Annotated in this window: 14 protein-coding genes; 4 read left to right on the top strand and 10 right to left on the bottom strand. The window is 66.9% G+C overall.

The window, feature by feature from the left end:
- Positions 1 to 32 precede the first annotated feature (32 nt).
- From FPJ27_RS27175 to FPJ27_RS27160, 4 genes are all read right to left on the bottom strand, one after another.
- Positions 33 to 1,043 (bottom strand): fimbrial protein, encoded by a 1,011-nt coding sequence (locus tag FPJ27_RS27175; RefSeq protein ID WP_239483387.1) that lies wholly within the window; start codon positions 1,041 to 1,043, stop codon positions 33 to 35.
- 8 nt (positions 1,044 to 1,051) lie between these two features.
- Positions 1,052 to 1,798: a molecular chaperone gene (locus FPJ27_RS27170; RefSeq protein ID WP_204426311.1), complete on the bottom strand. Its 747-nt coding sequence runs from the start codon at positions 1,796 to 1,798 to the stop codon at positions 1,052 to 1,054.
- Between the two features lie 16 nt (positions 1,799 to 1,814).
- A complete protein-coding gene (locus FPJ27_RS27165; protein WP_204426357.1) occupies positions 1,815 to 4,268 on the bottom strand; it encodes a fimbria/pilus outer membrane usher protein in 2,454 nt (817 codons plus the stop codon).
- 122 nt (positions 4,269 to 4,390) lie between these two features.
- Positions 4,391 to 4,903, bottom strand: a complete 513-nt coding sequence (locus FPJ27_RS27160; RefSeq protein WP_034184132.1) for a fimbrial protein — start codon at positions 4,901 to 4,903, stop codon at positions 4,391 to 4,393.
- A 585-nt stretch (positions 4,904 to 5,488) separates the two neighbouring features.
- Here FPJ27_RS27160 and FPJ27_RS27155 point away from each other — a divergent pair.
- Positions 5,489 to 5,650 carry a hypothetical protein gene (locus FPJ27_RS27155; protein ID WP_204426310.1) on the top strand — a complete coding sequence of 54 codons (162 nt, stop codon included), beginning with the start codon at positions 5,489 to 5,491 and terminating at the stop codon, positions 5,648 to 5,650.
- A gap of 108 nt (positions 5,651 to 5,758) precedes the next feature.
- Here the strand turns inward: FPJ27_RS27155 and FPJ27_RS27150 are convergent, their stop codons facing one another.
- The 3 genes from FPJ27_RS27150 to FPJ27_RS27140 are packed head-to-tail and all read right to left on the bottom strand — an operon-like array spanning position 5,759 to position 11,592.
- Positions 5,759 to 7,234, bottom strand: coding sequence for an efflux transporter outer membrane subunit (locus FPJ27_RS27150; protein WP_204426356.1), 1,476 nt, complete (start codon positions 7,232 to 7,234; stop codon positions 5,759 to 5,761).
- Positions 7,234 to 10,371, bottom strand: coding sequence for a multidrug efflux RND transporter permease subunit (locus FPJ27_RS27145; protein WP_204426309.1), 3,138 nt, complete (start codon positions 10,369 to 10,371; stop codon positions 7,234 to 7,236). Before FPJ27_RS27145 ends, FPJ27_RS27150 begins: the two co-directional genes overlap by 1 nt.
- Positions 10,372 to 10,386: 15 nt before the next feature.
- Entirely contained in the window at positions 10,387 to 11,592 is a 1,206-nt protein-coding gene (locus FPJ27_RS27140; RefSeq protein ID WP_204426308.1) for a MexX/AxyX family multidrug efflux RND transporter periplasmic adaptor subunit, read from the bottom strand.
- Positions 11,593 to 11,741: 149 nt separating this feature from the next.
- On the opposite strand from FPJ27_RS27140, the gene FPJ27_RS27135 reads away from it, so the two are divergent.
- Together FPJ27_RS27135 and FPJ27_RS27130 are read left to right on the top strand one after the other, a co-directional pair.
- Positions 11,742 to 12,389, top strand: a complete 648-nt coding sequence (locus FPJ27_RS27135; protein WP_072441475.1) for a TetR family transcriptional regulator — start codon at positions 11,742 to 11,744, stop codon at positions 12,387 to 12,389.
- A gap of 339 nt (positions 12,390 to 12,728) precedes the next feature.
- Entirely contained in the window at positions 12,729 to 13,994 is a 1,266-nt protein-coding gene (locus FPJ27_RS27130; protein WP_204426307.1) for a M23 family metallopeptidase, read from the top strand.
- A gap of 165 nt (positions 13,995 to 14,159) precedes the next feature.
- Here the strand turns inward: FPJ27_RS27130 and FPJ27_RS27125 are convergent, their stop codons facing one another.
- The 3 genes from FPJ27_RS27125 to FPJ27_RS27115 form a co-directional block, all read right to left on the bottom strand.
- Positions 14,160 to 14,885 carry an amino acid ABC transporter permease gene (locus tag FPJ27_RS27125; protein WP_072441758.1) on the bottom strand — a complete coding sequence of 242 codons (726 nt, stop codon included), beginning with the start codon at positions 14,883 to 14,885 and terminating at the stop codon, positions 14,160 to 14,162.
- 2 nt (positions 14,886 to 14,887) lie between these two features.
- Positions 14,888 to 15,610 (bottom strand): amino acid ABC transporter permease, encoded by a 723-nt coding sequence (locus FPJ27_RS27120; RefSeq protein WP_204426306.1) that lies wholly within the window; start codon positions 15,608 to 15,610, stop codon positions 14,888 to 14,890.
- 94 nt (positions 15,611 to 15,704) lie between these two features.
- Positions 15,705 to 16,520 carry an ABC transporter substrate-binding protein gene (locus tag FPJ27_RS27115; RefSeq protein WP_041489925.1) on the bottom strand — a complete coding sequence of 272 codons (816 nt, stop codon included), beginning with the start codon at positions 16,518 to 16,520 and terminating at the stop codon, positions 15,705 to 15,707.
- Positions 16,521 to 16,858: 338 nt separating this feature from the next.
- Here FPJ27_RS27115 and FPJ27_RS27110 point away from each other — a divergent pair, with 338 nt between their 5' ends.
- Positions 16,859 to 17,023, top strand: coding sequence for a hypothetical protein (locus tag FPJ27_RS27110; protein ID WP_204426305.1), 165 nt, complete (start codon positions 16,859 to 16,861; stop codon positions 17,021 to 17,023).
- The last annotated feature ends 7 nt before the right edge of the window (positions 17,024 to 17,030 follow it).

Below are 17,030 nucleotides of genomic sequence, written 5' to 3'. Positions count from 1 at the left end.
TGATCGTGCGATGCCGACCGCGCACGCATGCGTCAATAGATAAACAACCGGATCGTCGCCGTCGCATCGAATCGCCCGATCTTCGGCGGCCCGAACGACTTCAGCACCGCGTCCATCAGCACGCTCTGATTCATCACGTTGGAGGGAAACTGCGTCAGCGTGAACTGTTCGTTGAACGGAATCGCCTTGCCCTGGCTGTCTTCGATGCCGATGCCGAAATTGCTGTCCTTCGCAGGTACCAGCAAACCGTTCCGAACCGGATAGCTCGTTTCGAAGTACCCGTCGACGCGCACCGCGACGTTGCATTTCTTGGTCAGCGACAACGAGAATCGCTTGCGCGGCACCGCCGGCAGGAAGCCGTTGCCGACCGCCTGCACCTGTCCGAAGTTGACGATGCCCGGTTCGGGCGTCACGAGTACGTCGACGAAGCACGGCGTCGGCTTGAGGTTGCGCAGGCCGCTCAGGCGGTACTGGAAGCTCGTGCCGAATGCATTCAGCCCGAACTCGCCGTCGAACTGGAACACCGTATAGATATCGCTCGGCGGCTGGACCCAGTTGCCCTTCTTGCGCACGACGACCTGATAGTCGATGCTGATGCGCGTCTGCTGGCAACGCCCGCGGTCGAAGTCGTACCTGCTGCACGGCGGCACCGAATATCCGGTAAACACCCCGCCGCCGCGATTGCTGGTCTTGTCGAAATAGTCGACGCCCTTGTAGCGGATGCCGATCTCGAGCCCCCATGCGGCAGGGTTCGTGCGATTCGGATTCGCGTAGAAATAAATGTTGTCGACGACCTTCAGGCTGCCGTCGTCACCCAGGTCCTTGTAGCAGTACCCCGACGTCGTGCGCACCGGCGACACCCAGATCACGTAGCCGTCCGGCGCGTCGGTCGGATACGACGCAACGCCGCCGATCGGCTCGGTCAACGAAGTCGCGCCGCTGTTGGTCAGGCAGCGCAGTGCCCACGCAGGCTGCACGGCCGAGACCAGCAGCACGAGTACGACCCAGCGCAACCATGCCGCCGGCGATTCCCGATGACGCATTCCCCCGTTCATTTCTTCACGCTCTTGCAAGCCCCCGCCTCGCACGCATACTCGACCGCCACCTGGCCGCCGTAATCGTCGATATGCGTGACGAACAGCGTCGACGGCGTCGCGGCCTTGAACGGCACGTCGGCCGTGCTCATCGGGCTCACCATCACGGGCTCGATCGGCACCGGCGTCTTCTGCGCGCCCGAACTCACGTCGACCACCGTCACGTGATACGGCGTCGGGTTGTCGAACACCAGCTTGTGCGCGGCCGCGTCGACGCGCAGCGTCATCGGCAGCGTCCAGTCCTCGTCGCGCGCTGGCTGCACGGCCTTCGGCCGGTAGAACAGCTTCATCTGCGTATGCAGCGCGATCTGCAGCGTGTTCGGCGTATCGGTCTTCGGCGGCACTTCGCGGATGTTCAGGTAGAACACCGATTCGCGATCGGCCGGCAACTCGGTGCCCGGCAGCTTCGCGATCCGCAGCACGTTGCGCTCGTTCGCCTCGACGCGCTGCAGCGGCGGCACGACCATCAGCGGCGACGTGATCTTGTTGCCTTTCGCGTCCTCGAGCCACGACTGCACGAGATACGGATACGTCGTGCTCTTGTTCGTGATCGTGACGATCGCGGCCTGCTCGCCTTCGTTGAAGATCACGCGCGTGCGGTCCGGCACGATCGCCGCATGCGCGGCGCCCGCGAGCAGCGCGCCGGCGGTCGCGAGTGCGCACGACGCGCGGCGCGGGAAGGAAAGGGAAAGAGAGTTTTTCATCGCAGGATCCGTGGAATCATCGTTCGACCCGCGCGGCCGCTGCGTGCGACTCGCCGGGCGTCTGGCACGTCACCGGGATCGGCGTGCCTTCGAGTTGGAGCTGGTTCGGCAGCGCATCGACCGTGCAGAGCGTGCGTTCGCCCGCGCGCACCGCGAGCGACGACTTCGGCTGAACCTGCGTCAGGAACGCCGCACCGCCCTCGCCGACGATGCCGAGCTCCTTGCCGTTCGCCGCGTCCTGCACCGACGCACCGAACGGCAGCGGCTTGCCGGCCGGGTCGGTCAGCGTCAGGTACAGGTTGCTGCCGCGCGCGGCGGCGAACTTCACGAAGCCGATCGCGCCGTCGGTCAGTACCATGCGCTGGATCGGGTTCGTCACCTGCACTTCGAGCGGCAGCTTCTCGACGTTGACGGTCGCGTCGTACACGTTGTACGGCGAGATGCCGTCGAGCACCGCATAGCCGCGCGAATCGGTATGCGTGAGCGTGCCGGACAGCGGCACGTCGGGCACGCCGTCGGTCGACACCAGCAGCCGCGTATCGCCCGCGTTGCCGTTCGCGTGCGCGGACACGCCGTACTGCGTCGCGACGAACGAACCGTCGACCTCGAGCGACGCGGCAGCATACGCATTGGCGAGCGTCGACGCCTGCGCCGTGAGCTGGTACGCCGACGCACGCTGGCGGAAGCTCGCGTTCGCCGATGCGCGGCCGTCGGTCGCGCCCGCGTTGACCTGGTAGGTGCGGCCGTCCGGATCGTCGTAGATGTAGCCCGCGTTCACGCTCGTGCTGCCGCTGCCCGTCGTCAGGTTCGACGTGACGGTGTGGCGGCCGCCGATCGGCAGCGTCGCGGTGATCGAAAACTGGTTGCCGCTCGCGCCCGCGCTCTGCGTGCGAAATGCCGACACGCTGACGTTCAGGTTGCGCAGCGCGCCGACCGAGAACGCACGCGTCAACGTGAGGCCGACGCGCTGCTCGGACGAGCGCGCCCAGTAGGTCGTCTGGTCGTACGAGAAATAGGTCGACGTGTCGCCGAAGCGCTTCGACATCGTCGCCGAGTAGCGCTGCTTGCTGTTCGCGAGGCCGTACGCGGTCGGGTCGCCCGTGAACTGCGCGAAGTTCGTGTAGTCGCGTTCGGAGAAGCGGTAGCCGAAGAAGCGCACGTCGGCGTCGAGCCCGTCGAAGTGCTTCGAATAGTTGACGCGGTACGAGTTGCCGTTGCGCGTCGCGCCGTTCCACCACAGGCGCGCCCGCGCATGCGTGACGTCGGTCGACACCGCGCCGAACGCGCCGAAATCGCGGCCGATGCCGAGCGCGATCGACGTATAGCCCGATGCGGCGATGAAGCCGCCGTACACCGTGACGTCGAGCGGCAGACCGTACGCGATTTCGCCGAAGCCGAAGAACGGCGTGATGCCGGCGCCGCCGAACAGGCGCGGCTTGCCGACGGCAGCCTTGTAGCGCAACTGTCCGGTGCGCGCGAGAAACGGTACGGCGGCCGTCGTCACCTGAAAGCGCTGCACGCTGCCGTCCTCTTCCTCGACCGCGACGTCGAGCGTGCCCTGCACGCTCGTGTTGATGTTCTGCAGCGCGAACGCGCCCGGCGACACGCGCGTCACGTACAGCACGCGGCCCGCCTGCGACACGGTCACGGTCGCGTTGGTGCGCGCGACGCCCGCGATCAGCGGCGCATAACCGCGCAGCGAAGGCGGCAGCATGCGGTCGTCGCTGCGGATCGACGCGCCTGTCAGCGCGAACGTGTCGAAAATGTCGGAGCTCAGGTAGTCGTCGCCGAACGTCACCGTCGACTGGATCGACGGCAGCGCGCGAAACGCGTAAAGCCGGCTGAAGCGGAACGTGCGGTCCGCGTACGCCGTGTTGCCCACGTTCGACTGCGCCTGGTAGTCGCCGCGAAAGCGCCATGCATCCCAGTTCGCGCCGATCGTCCCGTAGGCCTGGATCGAATTCGTCTGCCCGCCGCCCGCACCGAAGTTGCGGTTCGTGTTCGCGATCACGCGATAGTCGAGCATCGCGCCGGGAATCCCTTCGGACCAGCGCTCCGGCGGCAGGTAGGTCGAATCGGTGAATTCGAGCGCGGCCTGCGGAATCGTGATCTTGAGCCGCCCGTCGCTCTTCAGGTAACGCACGGTCGCCCCCTCGATCGCGCCGAGATCGACGCAGCGTCCGCCCTGGAAGCGCGGCAGGTCCTTCGCGAGCGAAGGCTTCAGCCCGAACTGCGCGACGAGCTCCGGCCGCAGGCATGGCTTGCCCGCTCCGGACGCGTCGACGGCAATGAACTCGATCGCCTGCAGCCCGTAGAACAGGTCGTTGACCTGCACGTCGAGCATGTACTCGCCCGGCAGCGTGAAGTCGGCCTGCGAGAACTGCGACAGGTCGACATTGCTCGTTCCGTCGATGTCGAGAAACGACGCATTGAATTCCGTCGCATGGCTCTGGCTGCCGACGACCAGCACGCAGACGCAAAGGAAGGAATGTCTGATTCGCACGCGGCGCTACCGGAAGTCCGAGGAGAAGGAAACAGGAAGGAAAGAAGAAGGAGGAAGGGATGCACGCACCCCTCCTCCGATACGGACGCTTACTGGTAGCGAACCGTGAAGTTCGCGACGCCGTCGGCGGTACCCGGCGTCACGCCGGCTGCCGTCGCTTCGTACATCGCTGCGAAGCGTGCGATGTTCGTGCCGTTTTGCAGCACGGTCGGGGCCTTCTGCTCGGCGCCGTTGTCGAGGTATTCGCCCGACGCGGCCTGCAGGCGGATGCCGACGTTGGTTGCCGAACCGATCGTGGCGAGCAGCTTCGGCTGGCCAGCGCTCGACGTGCCCGTGAACGTGAAGTACGCGTTCTGCGCGATGCTCGTGTCGCAGTCGGTCAGCTTGATGTCGAAGTTGGTCGGCGTGGACTTGTCGCCAGCCTGCTTGAACACGTTGGTCGGCACCTTGCCGAGATTCACGGTCTGGTTGACCGAGCCCGAATCGATGCCGCATGCGCCCGCGACGATCTCGCCCGTGAAGTTGATCGTGCCGGTGCCCGCTGCGAAGGCCGAGGTCGACAGGGCCGCGAGTGCGACAGCGGTCAGGAGGGATTTTTTCATGACGTTTTCCGTGAGAATTGCAAGGGGAATGGACGACGTGGCGGATACAAAAGGCAGCGTGTGGTTGGCTCCCGTCCGTCACGAGGCGGCATTATCGAGATAATCGTGAAAGTTTTTTGTAAATCATTGTTAAATGCTTCTGACAATGTTCGATTTACATCTCGAAAATCACATCCCCTCCCGACAATCCTCAATCCACTCGATTTACCCCGAAGTTATTTTTTTGCCCCACGGAACCGATTGAAGATTAACGATATTTTTCTTCGATGACCCAAATAACCCACCTCATCCTTGCTGGCATTGGCGCACCCCGGACTCGATCCGAAAAAGACAAAATCTTGTCCAATGCCGCCATCGTTGCCGGACGACAACACCGATATCAAATCATTTTCAACCGACAGGAAATTAACTCCGAATTCCGACAGCCCCGATTTATTGCGCAAACGATTGCGAAACAAATACAAACGTTTTGCCGCGACACTTTGCCGCCCTCATTAATTCCAATACACGAATTAATCCGATCGTCAATTGCCGATCGAGAATCAGGCATTTGCGCGACCGTCGGCACGCGATGTGCGGGTCTGAATGGACGAGATGAAAAAGGAAGATGCGCGGCGCACGTTTGCGCCGGATGGCGACACGATCGGTCGCCGGATGCGGGCCGTTCCGGAAGATGCCCTTCCGCGCTGCCACGGGATGAAAAGCGGCCTGGATGACTTGCCCGGCAGCGGAAGCCAACGCCGATAGAGATCGGCGATGCAGCGGGCAACGATGTCGATCGAAACGGCGGCCGCACGTCGAATCGTGCGGCCGCCGTCTCGTTGCCCGGCGCGCTGCGGCGTCAGGCAACGCACATCATGCGGAAGCCGCGACCTCCGTCGACGCCGACGCCGATGCGGGCGCCCAGCCGCCGCCGAGCGCGCGATACAGCGCGATCGCGTTCGCGAGCCGGAGTTGCTTGAGCCGGATCAGTTCCTGCCCCGACTCGTACGTGCTGCGCTGCGCGTCGAGCAGTTCGAGATACGTCGCGACGCCGCCCGCATAACGGCGCTCCGCGAGCTTCAGCCGCGCACCGTCCGCCGTGTAGACGTCCTGCTGCGCCGCCAACTGACGATCGATCCAGTCGCGCGCGGCGAACGCGTCGGCCACTTCGCGGAACGCGGTCTGCACGGTCTTCTCGTATTCGGCGACCGCGATGTGCTTGCGCGCGTTCGCGACGTCGAGGTTCGCGCGATTGCGTCCGCCCGCGAAGATCGGCAGCGTGATGCGCGGCGCGAACGTCCACACGCTCGTGCCCGCCGCGAACAGGCTCGAGAACGCGTCGCTGACCGAGCCGTAGTCGGTCGTCAGCGCGATGCGCGGGAAGAACGCCGCGCGTGCGGCGCCGATCTGCGCGTTCGCGGCCTTGAGCCGCGCCTCGGCCTGCCGGATGTCCGGCCGCCGTTCGAGCAGCGCGCTCGGTGCGCCGGGTGCCACGGGCGCGATCGACAACGTGTCGAGCGCGGTCGCGTCGCCGGGCACGTTGCGCGCGAAATCGCCCGCGAGCAACTGCAGCGCCCGCACGGCCTGCGCATGCTCGCGCTGCAGCGCGGCCTGCGACGCACGCGCGGACGCCACCAGCATCTCGGCCGAGCGCAGCTCGATCGCGTCGCTCGTGCCTGCCGCGTAGCGGCGCTGCGTGAGCGCGGCGATGCGCCCGCGTGCGTCGAGCGTGCGCTGCGCCAGCGCGAGCTGCTCGTACAGCGAGCGCTCCGACACATACGCCCCCGCCACTTCGGCGATCACGCCGATACGGACCGTGCGCTGCGCGTCGGCCGTCGCGAAATATTCGGCGAGCGCCGCGTCGGACAGGTTGCGCACGCGGCCGAACAGGTCGAGTTCGTACGCACTGACGCCGACGCCCGCGCGATACAGCCCGCTGATCGCGCTTTCGCGCACGACCGGGTCGTACTGGCGCACGCGTTCATAGCCGAGATTCGCATCGACCGACGGCATCAGGTCCGCGCGCTGCACGCCGTACAGCGCACGCGCCTCCTCGAGCCGGCCGGCCGCGATCCGCAGGTCGCGGTTGTTCGCGAGCGCCGCGTCGATCCACGCCTGCAGCGCCGGATCGGTGAAATACGCATGCCAGTCGTCGAGCCGCGCGGCGTCGGCAGGCGTTGCATCAGACGTCGCAGCCGGCTCCAGGCTTCCGTCGGCCGGCGCATAGGTGGCCGGCACCGGCGCCGCCGGCCGCTCGTAGCGCGGCGCGAGCGAGCAGCCGGCGAGCGCGAGCGCGGCGGCCAGCGTGAGCTGGGCCCGCAGCACGGCGCGTGCATTCAGCGCAAACATCATCGGGATCCCTCCATCGTCGCCGGCTGCGTGCCGCCGCGCCGGCGCGGGCCGACGTCGAACAGGCGGCCGACGATCACGAAAAACAGCGGCACGAGGAACACCGCGAGCACGGTCGCCGTGATCACGCCGCCGAGCACGCCGGTGCCGATCGCCATCTGCGCGCCGGATGCCGCGCCCGACGCGAACGCGAGCGGCAGCACGCCGACGCCGAACGCGAGCGACGTCATCACGATCGGCCGCAGCCGCAGCCGCGCGGCCTCGAGCGCGGCGTCGACGAGCGACATGCGCTGCGCGACCAGATCCTTCGCGACTTCGACGATCAGGATCGCGTTCTTCGCCGACAAACCGATCGTCGCGATCAGCCCCACCTTGAAATAAATGTCGTTCGGCATCATCCGCAGCGTGACGCCGAGCACCGCGCCGATCACGCCGAGCGGGACGACCAGCATCACCGCGAACGGGATCGACCAGCTCTCGTAGAGCGCCGCGAGCGCGAGGAACACGACCAGCACCGACAGCGCGAACAGCATCGGCGCCTGCGCGCCCGACAGCCGCTCCTCGAACGACTGCCCCGACCACGCGTAGCCGATGCCGGCCGGCAGCTTCGCGGCGATCCGCTCGATCGCGGCCATCGCCTCGCCGCTGCTGTGGCCTGCCGCGGCCGAGCCGTTGATCGTGAACGAAGGATAGCCGTTGTAGCGCGTGAGCTGCGGCGGCCCCATCGTCCAGTGCAGCGTCGTGAACGCCGCGAGCGGCACCATCTCGCCGCGCGCGTTGCGCACGCGCAGCTTCTTCACGTCGTCCGGATCGAGCCGGTGCAGCCCGTCGGCCTGCACGACCACGCGCCGCACCTGCGTGCCGTGCATGAAGTCGCCGATATAGTCCGAGCCGAACATCACCGCGAGCGTCGTGTTGATCTCGTCCATCGACACGCCAAGCGCCGACGCCTTCGCGCGATCGATGTCGAGCTTCAGTTGCGGCGCGTCCTGCGTGCCCGCGAACATCAGGTCGGTGAGCGCGCGGTCCTTGCCGCCCGCCGCGAGCAGTTGCTCGCGCGCGGCGCTGAACGTCGCGTAGTCGAGCCCGCCGCGGTTCTGCAACCGGAAGTCGAAGCCGCTCGACGAGCCGAGATCGGGCAGCGCCGGCGAGTTCATCGCGAACACCGTCGTGTTCGGCGTGTCCGCGAAGCGCTCGTTGACGCGCGCGACGATCGACTGCACGTGATCGCGCGCGGCCTTGCGCTCCTTCCAGTTCTTCAGCATGACGAAGATCATCCCGCCGTTCGGCCCTTCGCCGTACAGGTTGAAACCGCCGAGCGCGAACGTATACGCGGCCGGCTCGTCGGTGCGGATATACGACTCGACCTCGCGCACGCTCTGCATCGTTTCCGCGAGCGGCGTGCCCTGCGGCCGGATCACCATCACCATGAAGTTGCCCTGATCCTCGTCCGGCAGGAACGCGGTCGGCAGCTGCGTGAGCATCAGCGCCGCGGCCGCGGTCAGCGCGCCGTACACGACGAGCCAGCGCAGCGGCTTCTTCAGCATCGCGCCGACACGCGTCGCATAGCGCTGCGTCGCACGCGCGACGAAGCGGTTGAACCAGCCGAAGAAGCCGCGCTTCTCGTGATGGTCGCCGGACACGGGCTTGAGCAGCGTCGCGCACAGCGCGGGCGTCAGCGACAGCGCGAGGAATGCCGAGAAACCGATCGACACCGCGAGCGACAGCGCGAACTGCCGGTAGATGTTGCCCACCGCGCCGCCGAAGAACGCCATCGGCACGAACACCGACGTCAGCACCACGGTGATCCCGACGATCGCGCCGCTGATCTGCTTCATCGCCTTGACGGTCGCGTCGTACGGGCCGAGCCCTTCCTCGACCATCAGCCGCTCGACGTTCTCGACCACGACGATCGCATCGTCGACGAGGATGCCGATCGCGAGCACCATCCCGAACATCGTCAGCACGTTGATCGAGAAGCCCGCCGCATACATCACACCGAACGTGCCCGCAAGCGCGACCGGCACGACGAGCGTCGGGATCAGCGTCGCGCGCAGGTTCTGCATGAACAGGAACATCACGAGGAACACCAGCACGCCGGCCTCGATCAGCGTCGTGACGACCTTGTTCATCGACACGCGCACGAACGACGACGTCTCGTACGGAATCTGGTACTTCACGCCCGGCGGGAAATACGCGGACAGCTCGTCCATCGTCGCGCGCACGCGCTTCTCGGTGGATACCGCGTTCGAGCCCGGTGCGAGCTTGATGCCCATCCCGGTCGCGACCTTGCCGTTCACGTACGACGGATAGTTGTAGTCATTGCCGCCGAACTCGACGCGTGCGACGTCGCGCAGGTATAGCGCGGAGCCGTCGGCCTGCGTGCGCAGCGCGATCGCGCCGAAATCGGCCGGCGTCTTCAGCGGCGCGTCGGCGAACACGGTCGCCGCGATCGGCGCGCTGGCCGGCACCGCGCTGCGGCCGATGTCGCCGATCGTCACGCGCGCGTTGTGCGCGCGCACCGCCGACGCGATATCCGACGCGGTGAGGCCGTGCCCGGCCATCTTCACCGGGTCGGGCCAGATCCGCATCGCATATTCGGCGCCCCAGAACTGCACCCTGCCGACGCCGGCGACGCGGCGCAGCGCCTGCACGACGTTCGCCGATGCATATTCGCCGAGCTGCACGTCGGTCATCCGGCCGTCGTCCGACGTCAGCGACACGACGAGCTGGATGTTGTCGGCGGCCTTCTCGACCTGGATGCCGTCGCGGCGCACGGGCTCGGGCAAGCGCGCCTCGACCGTCTTCAGCCGGTTCTGCACTTCGACGGCCGCGAGATCGGCGTTCACGCCCTGCTTGAACGTCAGGTACAGCGACGCCATCCCGGCGCTGCTCGTCGCGGACGTATACATCAGCCCCGGCGCGCCGTTCATCTCGCGCTCGATCAGCGCGGTCACCGATTCCTCGACGACCTGCGCGGACGCACCCGGGTATGTCGCATAGATGCTGACGACGGGCGGCGCGATGTCCGGATATTGCGCTACGGGCAGCGTGCGGATCGCGAACGCGCCGCCCAGCATGATGAAGATTGCGATCACCCACGCGAAGACGGGGCGATCGATGAAGAAACGTGCCATGTTGGTTTGAACCGGTCAGGTTTGACGGGCGGCCGCTTGCGAAGCGGCCGCTGCCGGCGCCGCCTTCGACGGCGGCGCCTTCTCGACGGGCTTGACGGCCGTATCGGGCGCGAACTGCGCGGCGTTGTCGACGATCACGCGCTCGCCGCCCGTCAGTCCGCGCGTGATGCGCCAGCCATGGCCGCTCATCTGGTCGGCCGCGACCTCGACGTCCTTGACCTTGCCGTTCGTGCCGACGACACGCACCGATGTGCGATCGGTCGTGCGCAGCAGCGCGTCGCGCGGAACGAGGATTGCCCGCTGGTCGACCGCGGTGTCGAGCGCGATCCGCACATACGCGCCCGGCAGCAGCTCGCGCTCCGGATTCGGGAACAGCGCGCGCATCGCGACGGTGTCGGTGGTCGGGTCGACCGCGAGATCGCTGAACAGCAGCTTGCCCTTCAGCGGATACGCGGTGCCGTCGGCGCGCAACAGCGTCACCGCGATGTCGTGCTGCGCAATGCCCGTCGCGCGACCGCTCTTCACCGCGCGGCGCAGCGCGTCGACATCGGCGGCCGGCTGCGAGAAGTTCACGTAGATCGGATCGAGCTGCTCGACGGTCGTGAGCGGGGTCGCCTGGTCCTGGCCGACGAGCGCGCCTTCGGTCACGAGCGCGCGCCGTGCGCGGCCCGCGATCGGCGCGGTGACGGTCGCATAGTCGAGCTGCAACTGCGCACGCGCGAGCTCGGCCTTCGCGGATACAACCCCGGCTTTCGCCTGCGTGTCGTCGGCAACGGCCTCGGTATGGTCGCGCTCGCTGACCGCGCGGTCGCGCACCAGATCGTCGTAACGGCGGCGCTTGTCGCTCGCCGCGAGCGCGGCGGCCTGCGCCTTCGCGAGCGCACCCTGCGCGGCGTCGCGCGCGGCCTTCAGCGGCGCGGGATCGATGCGGAACAGCACCGCGCCCTGCTTCACTTCCTGGCCTTCCTCGTAGGTGCGCGCGGTGACGATGCCCGCGACCCGCGCGCGCACTTCCGCCTGCCGGTACGCGTCGAGCCGGCCCGGCAATTCGACGGTCATCGGCACGGCTGTCGGGCGTACCGTGACGACGGTCGCCTGCTTCGCGGTCTCTTTCTCCGCGTCCTGCCCGCCCTTGCCGCATCCGGCCACGACGAGCGCGGCCGCCAGCGTGAACGGCGCCAGCCGGCGGTAGCGCGACAGGAAGCAATTGTTGTTATTCATGGTGACCTCGGATCGTTCGCCGCCGATAAAATGCGGCGGCTCAGGGTGGTCGATTATAATCAGTCACGACTGATTAAATAAACGCTGTTTCAACCTGAACGCCACACTGTCTCAATAAAACGACAGCGAATTGTAAGGAAACTCACGACATGGCCCGCAAGACCCGGGAAGAATCGCTCGCCATCAAGCACCGGATCCTCGACGCCGCCGAGCTCGTGCTGCTCGAGAAAGGCGTCGCGCAAACCGCGATGGCGGACCTCGCCGAGGCCGCCGGGATGTCGCGGGGCGCCGTCTACGGCCACTACCGCAACAAGATGGAAGTGTGTCTCGCGATGTGCGACCGCGCGTTCGCGCGCACGTCGGAAGGCTTCGACGCGGGCGACGGCCTGCCGCCGCTCGCCACGCTGCGGCGTGCCGCGTCGCACTATCTGCAGGAGTGCGGCGAGCCGGGCCCGATGCAGCGCGTGCTCGTGATCCTCTATACGAAGTGCGAGCAGAGCGAGGAAAACGGCGCGCTGCAGCGGCGCCGCATGCTGCTCGAGCTGCAGATGCTGCGAATCACGAAGGCGCTGCTGCGCCGCGCGATCGCGGCCGGCGAACTCGCCGCCGATCTCGACGTGCATCTGGCCGCCGTCTATCTCGTGTCGCTGCTCGAAGGCGTGTTCGCGTCGATGATCTGGACCAACCGGCTGCGCGGCAATCTGTGGAACGACGCCGAAGCGATGCTCGACGCCGGCTTCGACGCCGTCCGCACGTCCGCCGCGCTGCGCGGCCGCGCGCAAAAATTGCCGGACTGACGAAAATTATCGTAACAAATTCTGATTTAACCCGATTTACCGCACTGCGAAACGAATGAGCTGACCCCCTTTAAAATTTTTAACGTTTCGCGGAACATCGGTAGACTGACGCTGTCATCATTCTTTAGCGTCTTCGTGATAACCGGGTTCGACCCGGTAAACACGCCGCCGTTCGAAGCGGGTCCGCCCCGCGCGTTGGGTCGAACGGAAACGACACAGGCCCCTGGCGGGGCCTGTTTTGTTGCACGCCCGCCGCCCGCCCCGTCGCCATTCGACGGTTGAGCCGCCGGCGGCCCCTGCCCACACCCCCTTTGAACCGCTTTCCTGGATGTGGACACCTTGGTCAAGCCTGCCGCAACTCCTGATGCTTTCGCGCCCGGCCGCGCGCAGCGCGTCGTGCGCGCGCTCGTGCCGGCCGCCGTGCTCGGCGCCCTCGCCGCCCTCGGCCTTGCCGCCGCGCTGCCGGCCGTATCGCAACTGCCGGGCGCCGTCGACTCGGGCACGGCCGTGCTGCCGCAGCGCGTGCTGTCCGACACGCCGTTTCCCACCGCACAGCATTTCGTGACGAGCGAGCTCGCCCGCACGATCGGCGAGCGCAATGAATACGGCGAACGCAACGACCGCAGCCTGCAGCCGGGCCTGTTTGCGCCGCTCAGCGCACACCGCAACGACATGCTCGGCTATGCGAGCCTGTTCCAGCTTGCGCCGCCCGAAAACCAGCACGGGATGCGCGCGGGCGACATCGAGCTCACGCTGTCCGATACGCTGAACCGGCTCGACATGCCGCCCGAGGTGCGCATCCAGCTCGGCGATCTCGTCACCGGCAAGGTCGCGATGCGCGCGAGTGCACAGCGCGGCGACTATTACCGCGTCGCGTTCGATACGACCGACGGCACGCCGCGCCTCACCGCACTCGAACTGCGCGTCGCCGGCCGCACGTTCGGCGCGATCTGGTTCCGCGCGCCGGGTGCCGAGCACGGCGCGTACTACACGCTCGACGGTTCGCCGCTCGAAGCCGCCGCGTTCACGATGCCGGTCAAGTGGACGCGCATCAGCTCGTTCTTCGGCGAGCGCGTCCATCCGCTGTCGCAGGCGATGGCGTTCCACACGGGCGTCGATCTCGCCGCGCCGTCCGGCACGCCCGTCGGCGCGGCGGCCGACGGCGTCGTGTCGTTCGTCGGCACCGATCCGGGCGGCTACGGCCGCTACGTGATCGTCGATCACGCGGATGGCTACTCGACTTATTACGCGCACCTGTCCGCGTTCGCGCACGGGCTCAAGACCGGCGAAATCGTGAAGCAGGGCCAGCGGCTCGGTTCGGTCGGGATGACGGGCGCCGCAACGGGCCCGCACCTGCATTTCGAGGTGCGCGTCGCGAACGACCCGGTCGACCCGCTGGTCACGCTTGCCAACGCGCAGACAGCGCTGTCCGACATGCAACTCACCGCGTTCCGCCAGGAAGCGGCGCAATGGCGCTTCCGCCTCGCGTCGATCAATACGGCGCCGTTCGCGTTCGCGCAGAACGACGGGCCGCTGTGGGGCGATTTCGCGACCGACAAATCGACGCTGCGCGCGGTCTTCAACACGCACTACTCGGCGTCGTGACGCGCGTGCCGCCCCCCGTCGCTCCGGAAGCGACGGCGCAGGCGGCCGGCCATCTACCGTTCCTGTCCGTACTGCACGCCGGGCCCGACCTGCCCGGTGTGCTGCCCGCTGCGGATATTCACTAGCGCTTCCCCACCGGCCGTTCGTCACGGCCACGGCACACCGTCACCGCGCTGGCTCCGCGCGCTCGGCGCTCGCCTGCTCGACACGTTCCGCACGCTGGCCGCGAGACAACAGCCAGCGTGCCGCGCCGTCGAGCGACGTGCACAGCACCAGATAGATCGCCGCGACGAACAGGAAGATCGGCGCCGGATACACCATCAGCCGGTTGTTCACCTGCGTCGCGACGAACGAAAGTTCCGGCACGCCGACGATATACGCGAGCGACGTGTCCTTCACGAGCGCGACCCACTGGTTGACGAACGACGGCGTCATGATCCGGATCGCCTGCGGCAGCAGCACATGGCGCACCGTCTGCCAGCGCGTGAGCCCGAGCGACAGCCCGGCCTGCCATTGGCCGTCGCCCGCGGCGACGATGCCCGCATGCACCGCATGCGCGAGATACGCGCCGCCGACGAGCGCGAGCGCGCAGACGACCGTCGCGAGCCCCGGCACATCCATATGCAGCAGCACGGGCATCAGGAAGTACGTCCAGAAGATCAGCATCAGCACGGGAATCGCGCGGAAGAACCCGATGAACGCGAGCAGCAGCAGGCGGCCGGGACCGCGCGCGAGCGCCATCGCGACACCGAGCGCGATGCCGAGCACGGCCGATGCAACGGCCGACGCGATCGCAAGCACCAGCGACAGCGCGGCGCCGCCGAGCGGGCCTTCCGGGAACGCGCCGACGAGCAGGTACGGCAGGTTGGAGAGCAGCAGCGAAAAATCCATCGTCAACGCCTCGCGCCAAGCCGGTCGCGCCATTGCGTGGCCGCGTACGCACCGGCCTCGATCGCGGCCACCGCCGCGACGTACAGCAAGGTCGCAACGCCGAACGCGGCGAAGGTCTTGAACGTTTCCGTTTCGACCTGCCGCGACGCATATGACAACTCGGCCACACCGATCGCCATCGCGAGCGACGAGTTCTTCACGAGATTCATGTATTGGCCGAACAGCGGCGGCAGCGCGATGCGCACGGCCTGCGGCAATACCACGTAGCGCAGCGACTGCATCGGCGTGAGGCCGAGCGCGGCTGCCGCGTCATGTTGCGCGCGGCGCACGCCGCGCAGGCCGGCTTCGCATTCCTCGGCGACGAACGCGGCCGTGTATGCGCTCAGCCCGACCCAGCCCGCGACGAATTCGAACGATGGCCATGCGAGCGTGAGCGGGCCCGCGCTCACTTCATGGCGCGCGTTCAGCCACGCGATCCACGTGTCGGGCAGCAACGACGCGACGCCGAAATACCAGAACAGCAACTGCACGAGCAGCGGCGTGTTGCGGAACGCAACGACGTATGCGGCGGCCGCCGTGCGCAGCACCCTGCCGCGCACATGCCGCATGACCGCGAGCAGCAGCCCGCCGGCGGTCGCGGCGACGGCCGACGCGGCCGCGAGGCCGAGTGTCAGCAGGAAACCCTGCCAGAGCCAGGACAGATATTTGGGAGCCAACCCGAGCATGCTGAGGGACGTGCGCTAAGCACGCGATCGGAACAAAACGGAAAGCGCCGCGATGCCGATGTTCCGGCAAATCGCGGCGCGCGTGCGACGCGGCTCAGGTCTTGTCGCCGATGCGGAAGATGCGCGTGAGCGGCGTCTTCGTCGTCGGCCCGAACCATGCATCGTAGATCTGCACGGCGCGGCCGTTCGCCTCGAGCCCCTTCAGCGTGTCGTTGACGAAGCCCAGCAGGCGCGTCTCGCCTTTCGGCACGCCGACGCCCATGTAGTCGTTCGAGATCGTGAAAGCGGGGATCTCGTAGTTCTGCTTGTCGGGCACGTTCGCGAGCAGGCCGATCAGCTTCGGGCCGTCCTGCGTGATCGCCTGCACGTTGCCGGCGCGCAGCGCGGCGAACGCGAACGGCGTGTCGTCGTACGCGACGATCGTCGCCTTCGGGAATTTCTCGCGCAGCGTGATCTCGTTCGTCGTGCCCTTGTCCGCGCCGACGCGCAGACCGTTCAACTGGTCGGCCGATTTCAGCACGCCCTTCTTCGCGAGAAACTGCTGGCCCGACGAGAAATACGGAATGCTGAAGTCGACCTGCTTCGCGCGCTCGTCGGTGATCGTGAAGTTCGCAAGCACGAGATCGACCTTGCCGGACGTCAGGAACGGAATGCGGTTCGCGGGGTTGGTCGGCTGGAGTTGCAGCTTTACGCCGAGCTTGTCGGCGAGTGCCTTCGCATAGTCGACGTCGAGGCCGACGATGTGGTTGTTCTTCGCATCGACATAACCGAACGGCGGGTTGCTGTCGAACGTCGCGACGCGCAGCACGCCGGCCTTCTTGATGTCGTCGAGACGGTCCGCATGCGCGACCGTGCCTGCGGTAACGAGCGCAGCCCCGACGAGCCACGTAGCAAGAGTGTGGATTTTCATGAGCACGACCTGATTTGTCATGAAGGCCGCCGCGGATCGCGCGGCGGCCGGTTCGAGGAACATCGCGACGAAGTGTGGTGTCGCGAAGCCGCTAACGTATCAGCGCGTGCGGCGAATCCGAACCAACAAATGGTGCTTTGCTCAGCGGGTTTCGTGATGAGCCATGCGAGCCGCGCAGCGGCACCAACCCCGTCGGGACTGGCGTGGCATGCAGCGCAAAAAAAGACGCCCGCTGCAGGCAGCGGGCGCGAATCCCAGTCAAGGAGGTGTCACACGAACTACCGGCTCAGATTAAGGAAATTGAGCGTAACGGACAACGAATCGATTTCGATATCGATATGACGCGCCCCGCCGACGCGATGCCGAGGATGTCTACCTGCGCGATCGTCCGGTTCGCTGTATACGGCCCGTCGCGCTCGCCGAGCATCGAGCAGATGTTCGCATGGCTGGTCGAGCGAGGCCGGCCGTCGAGCGTGTTCGACCACGCGCCGCCGCACGCGTAATCGCGCG

Origin of the sequence: Burkholderia sp. MS455 (assembly GCF_016899445.1) — a bacterium.
GTDB lineage: Bacteria > Pseudomonadota > Gammaproteobacteria > Burkholderiales > Burkholderiaceae > Burkholderia > Burkholderia pyrrocinia_C.
Note: the sequence above shows the minus strand (reverse complement) of the source record. Positions and strands in the feature narration are given on the sequence as shown.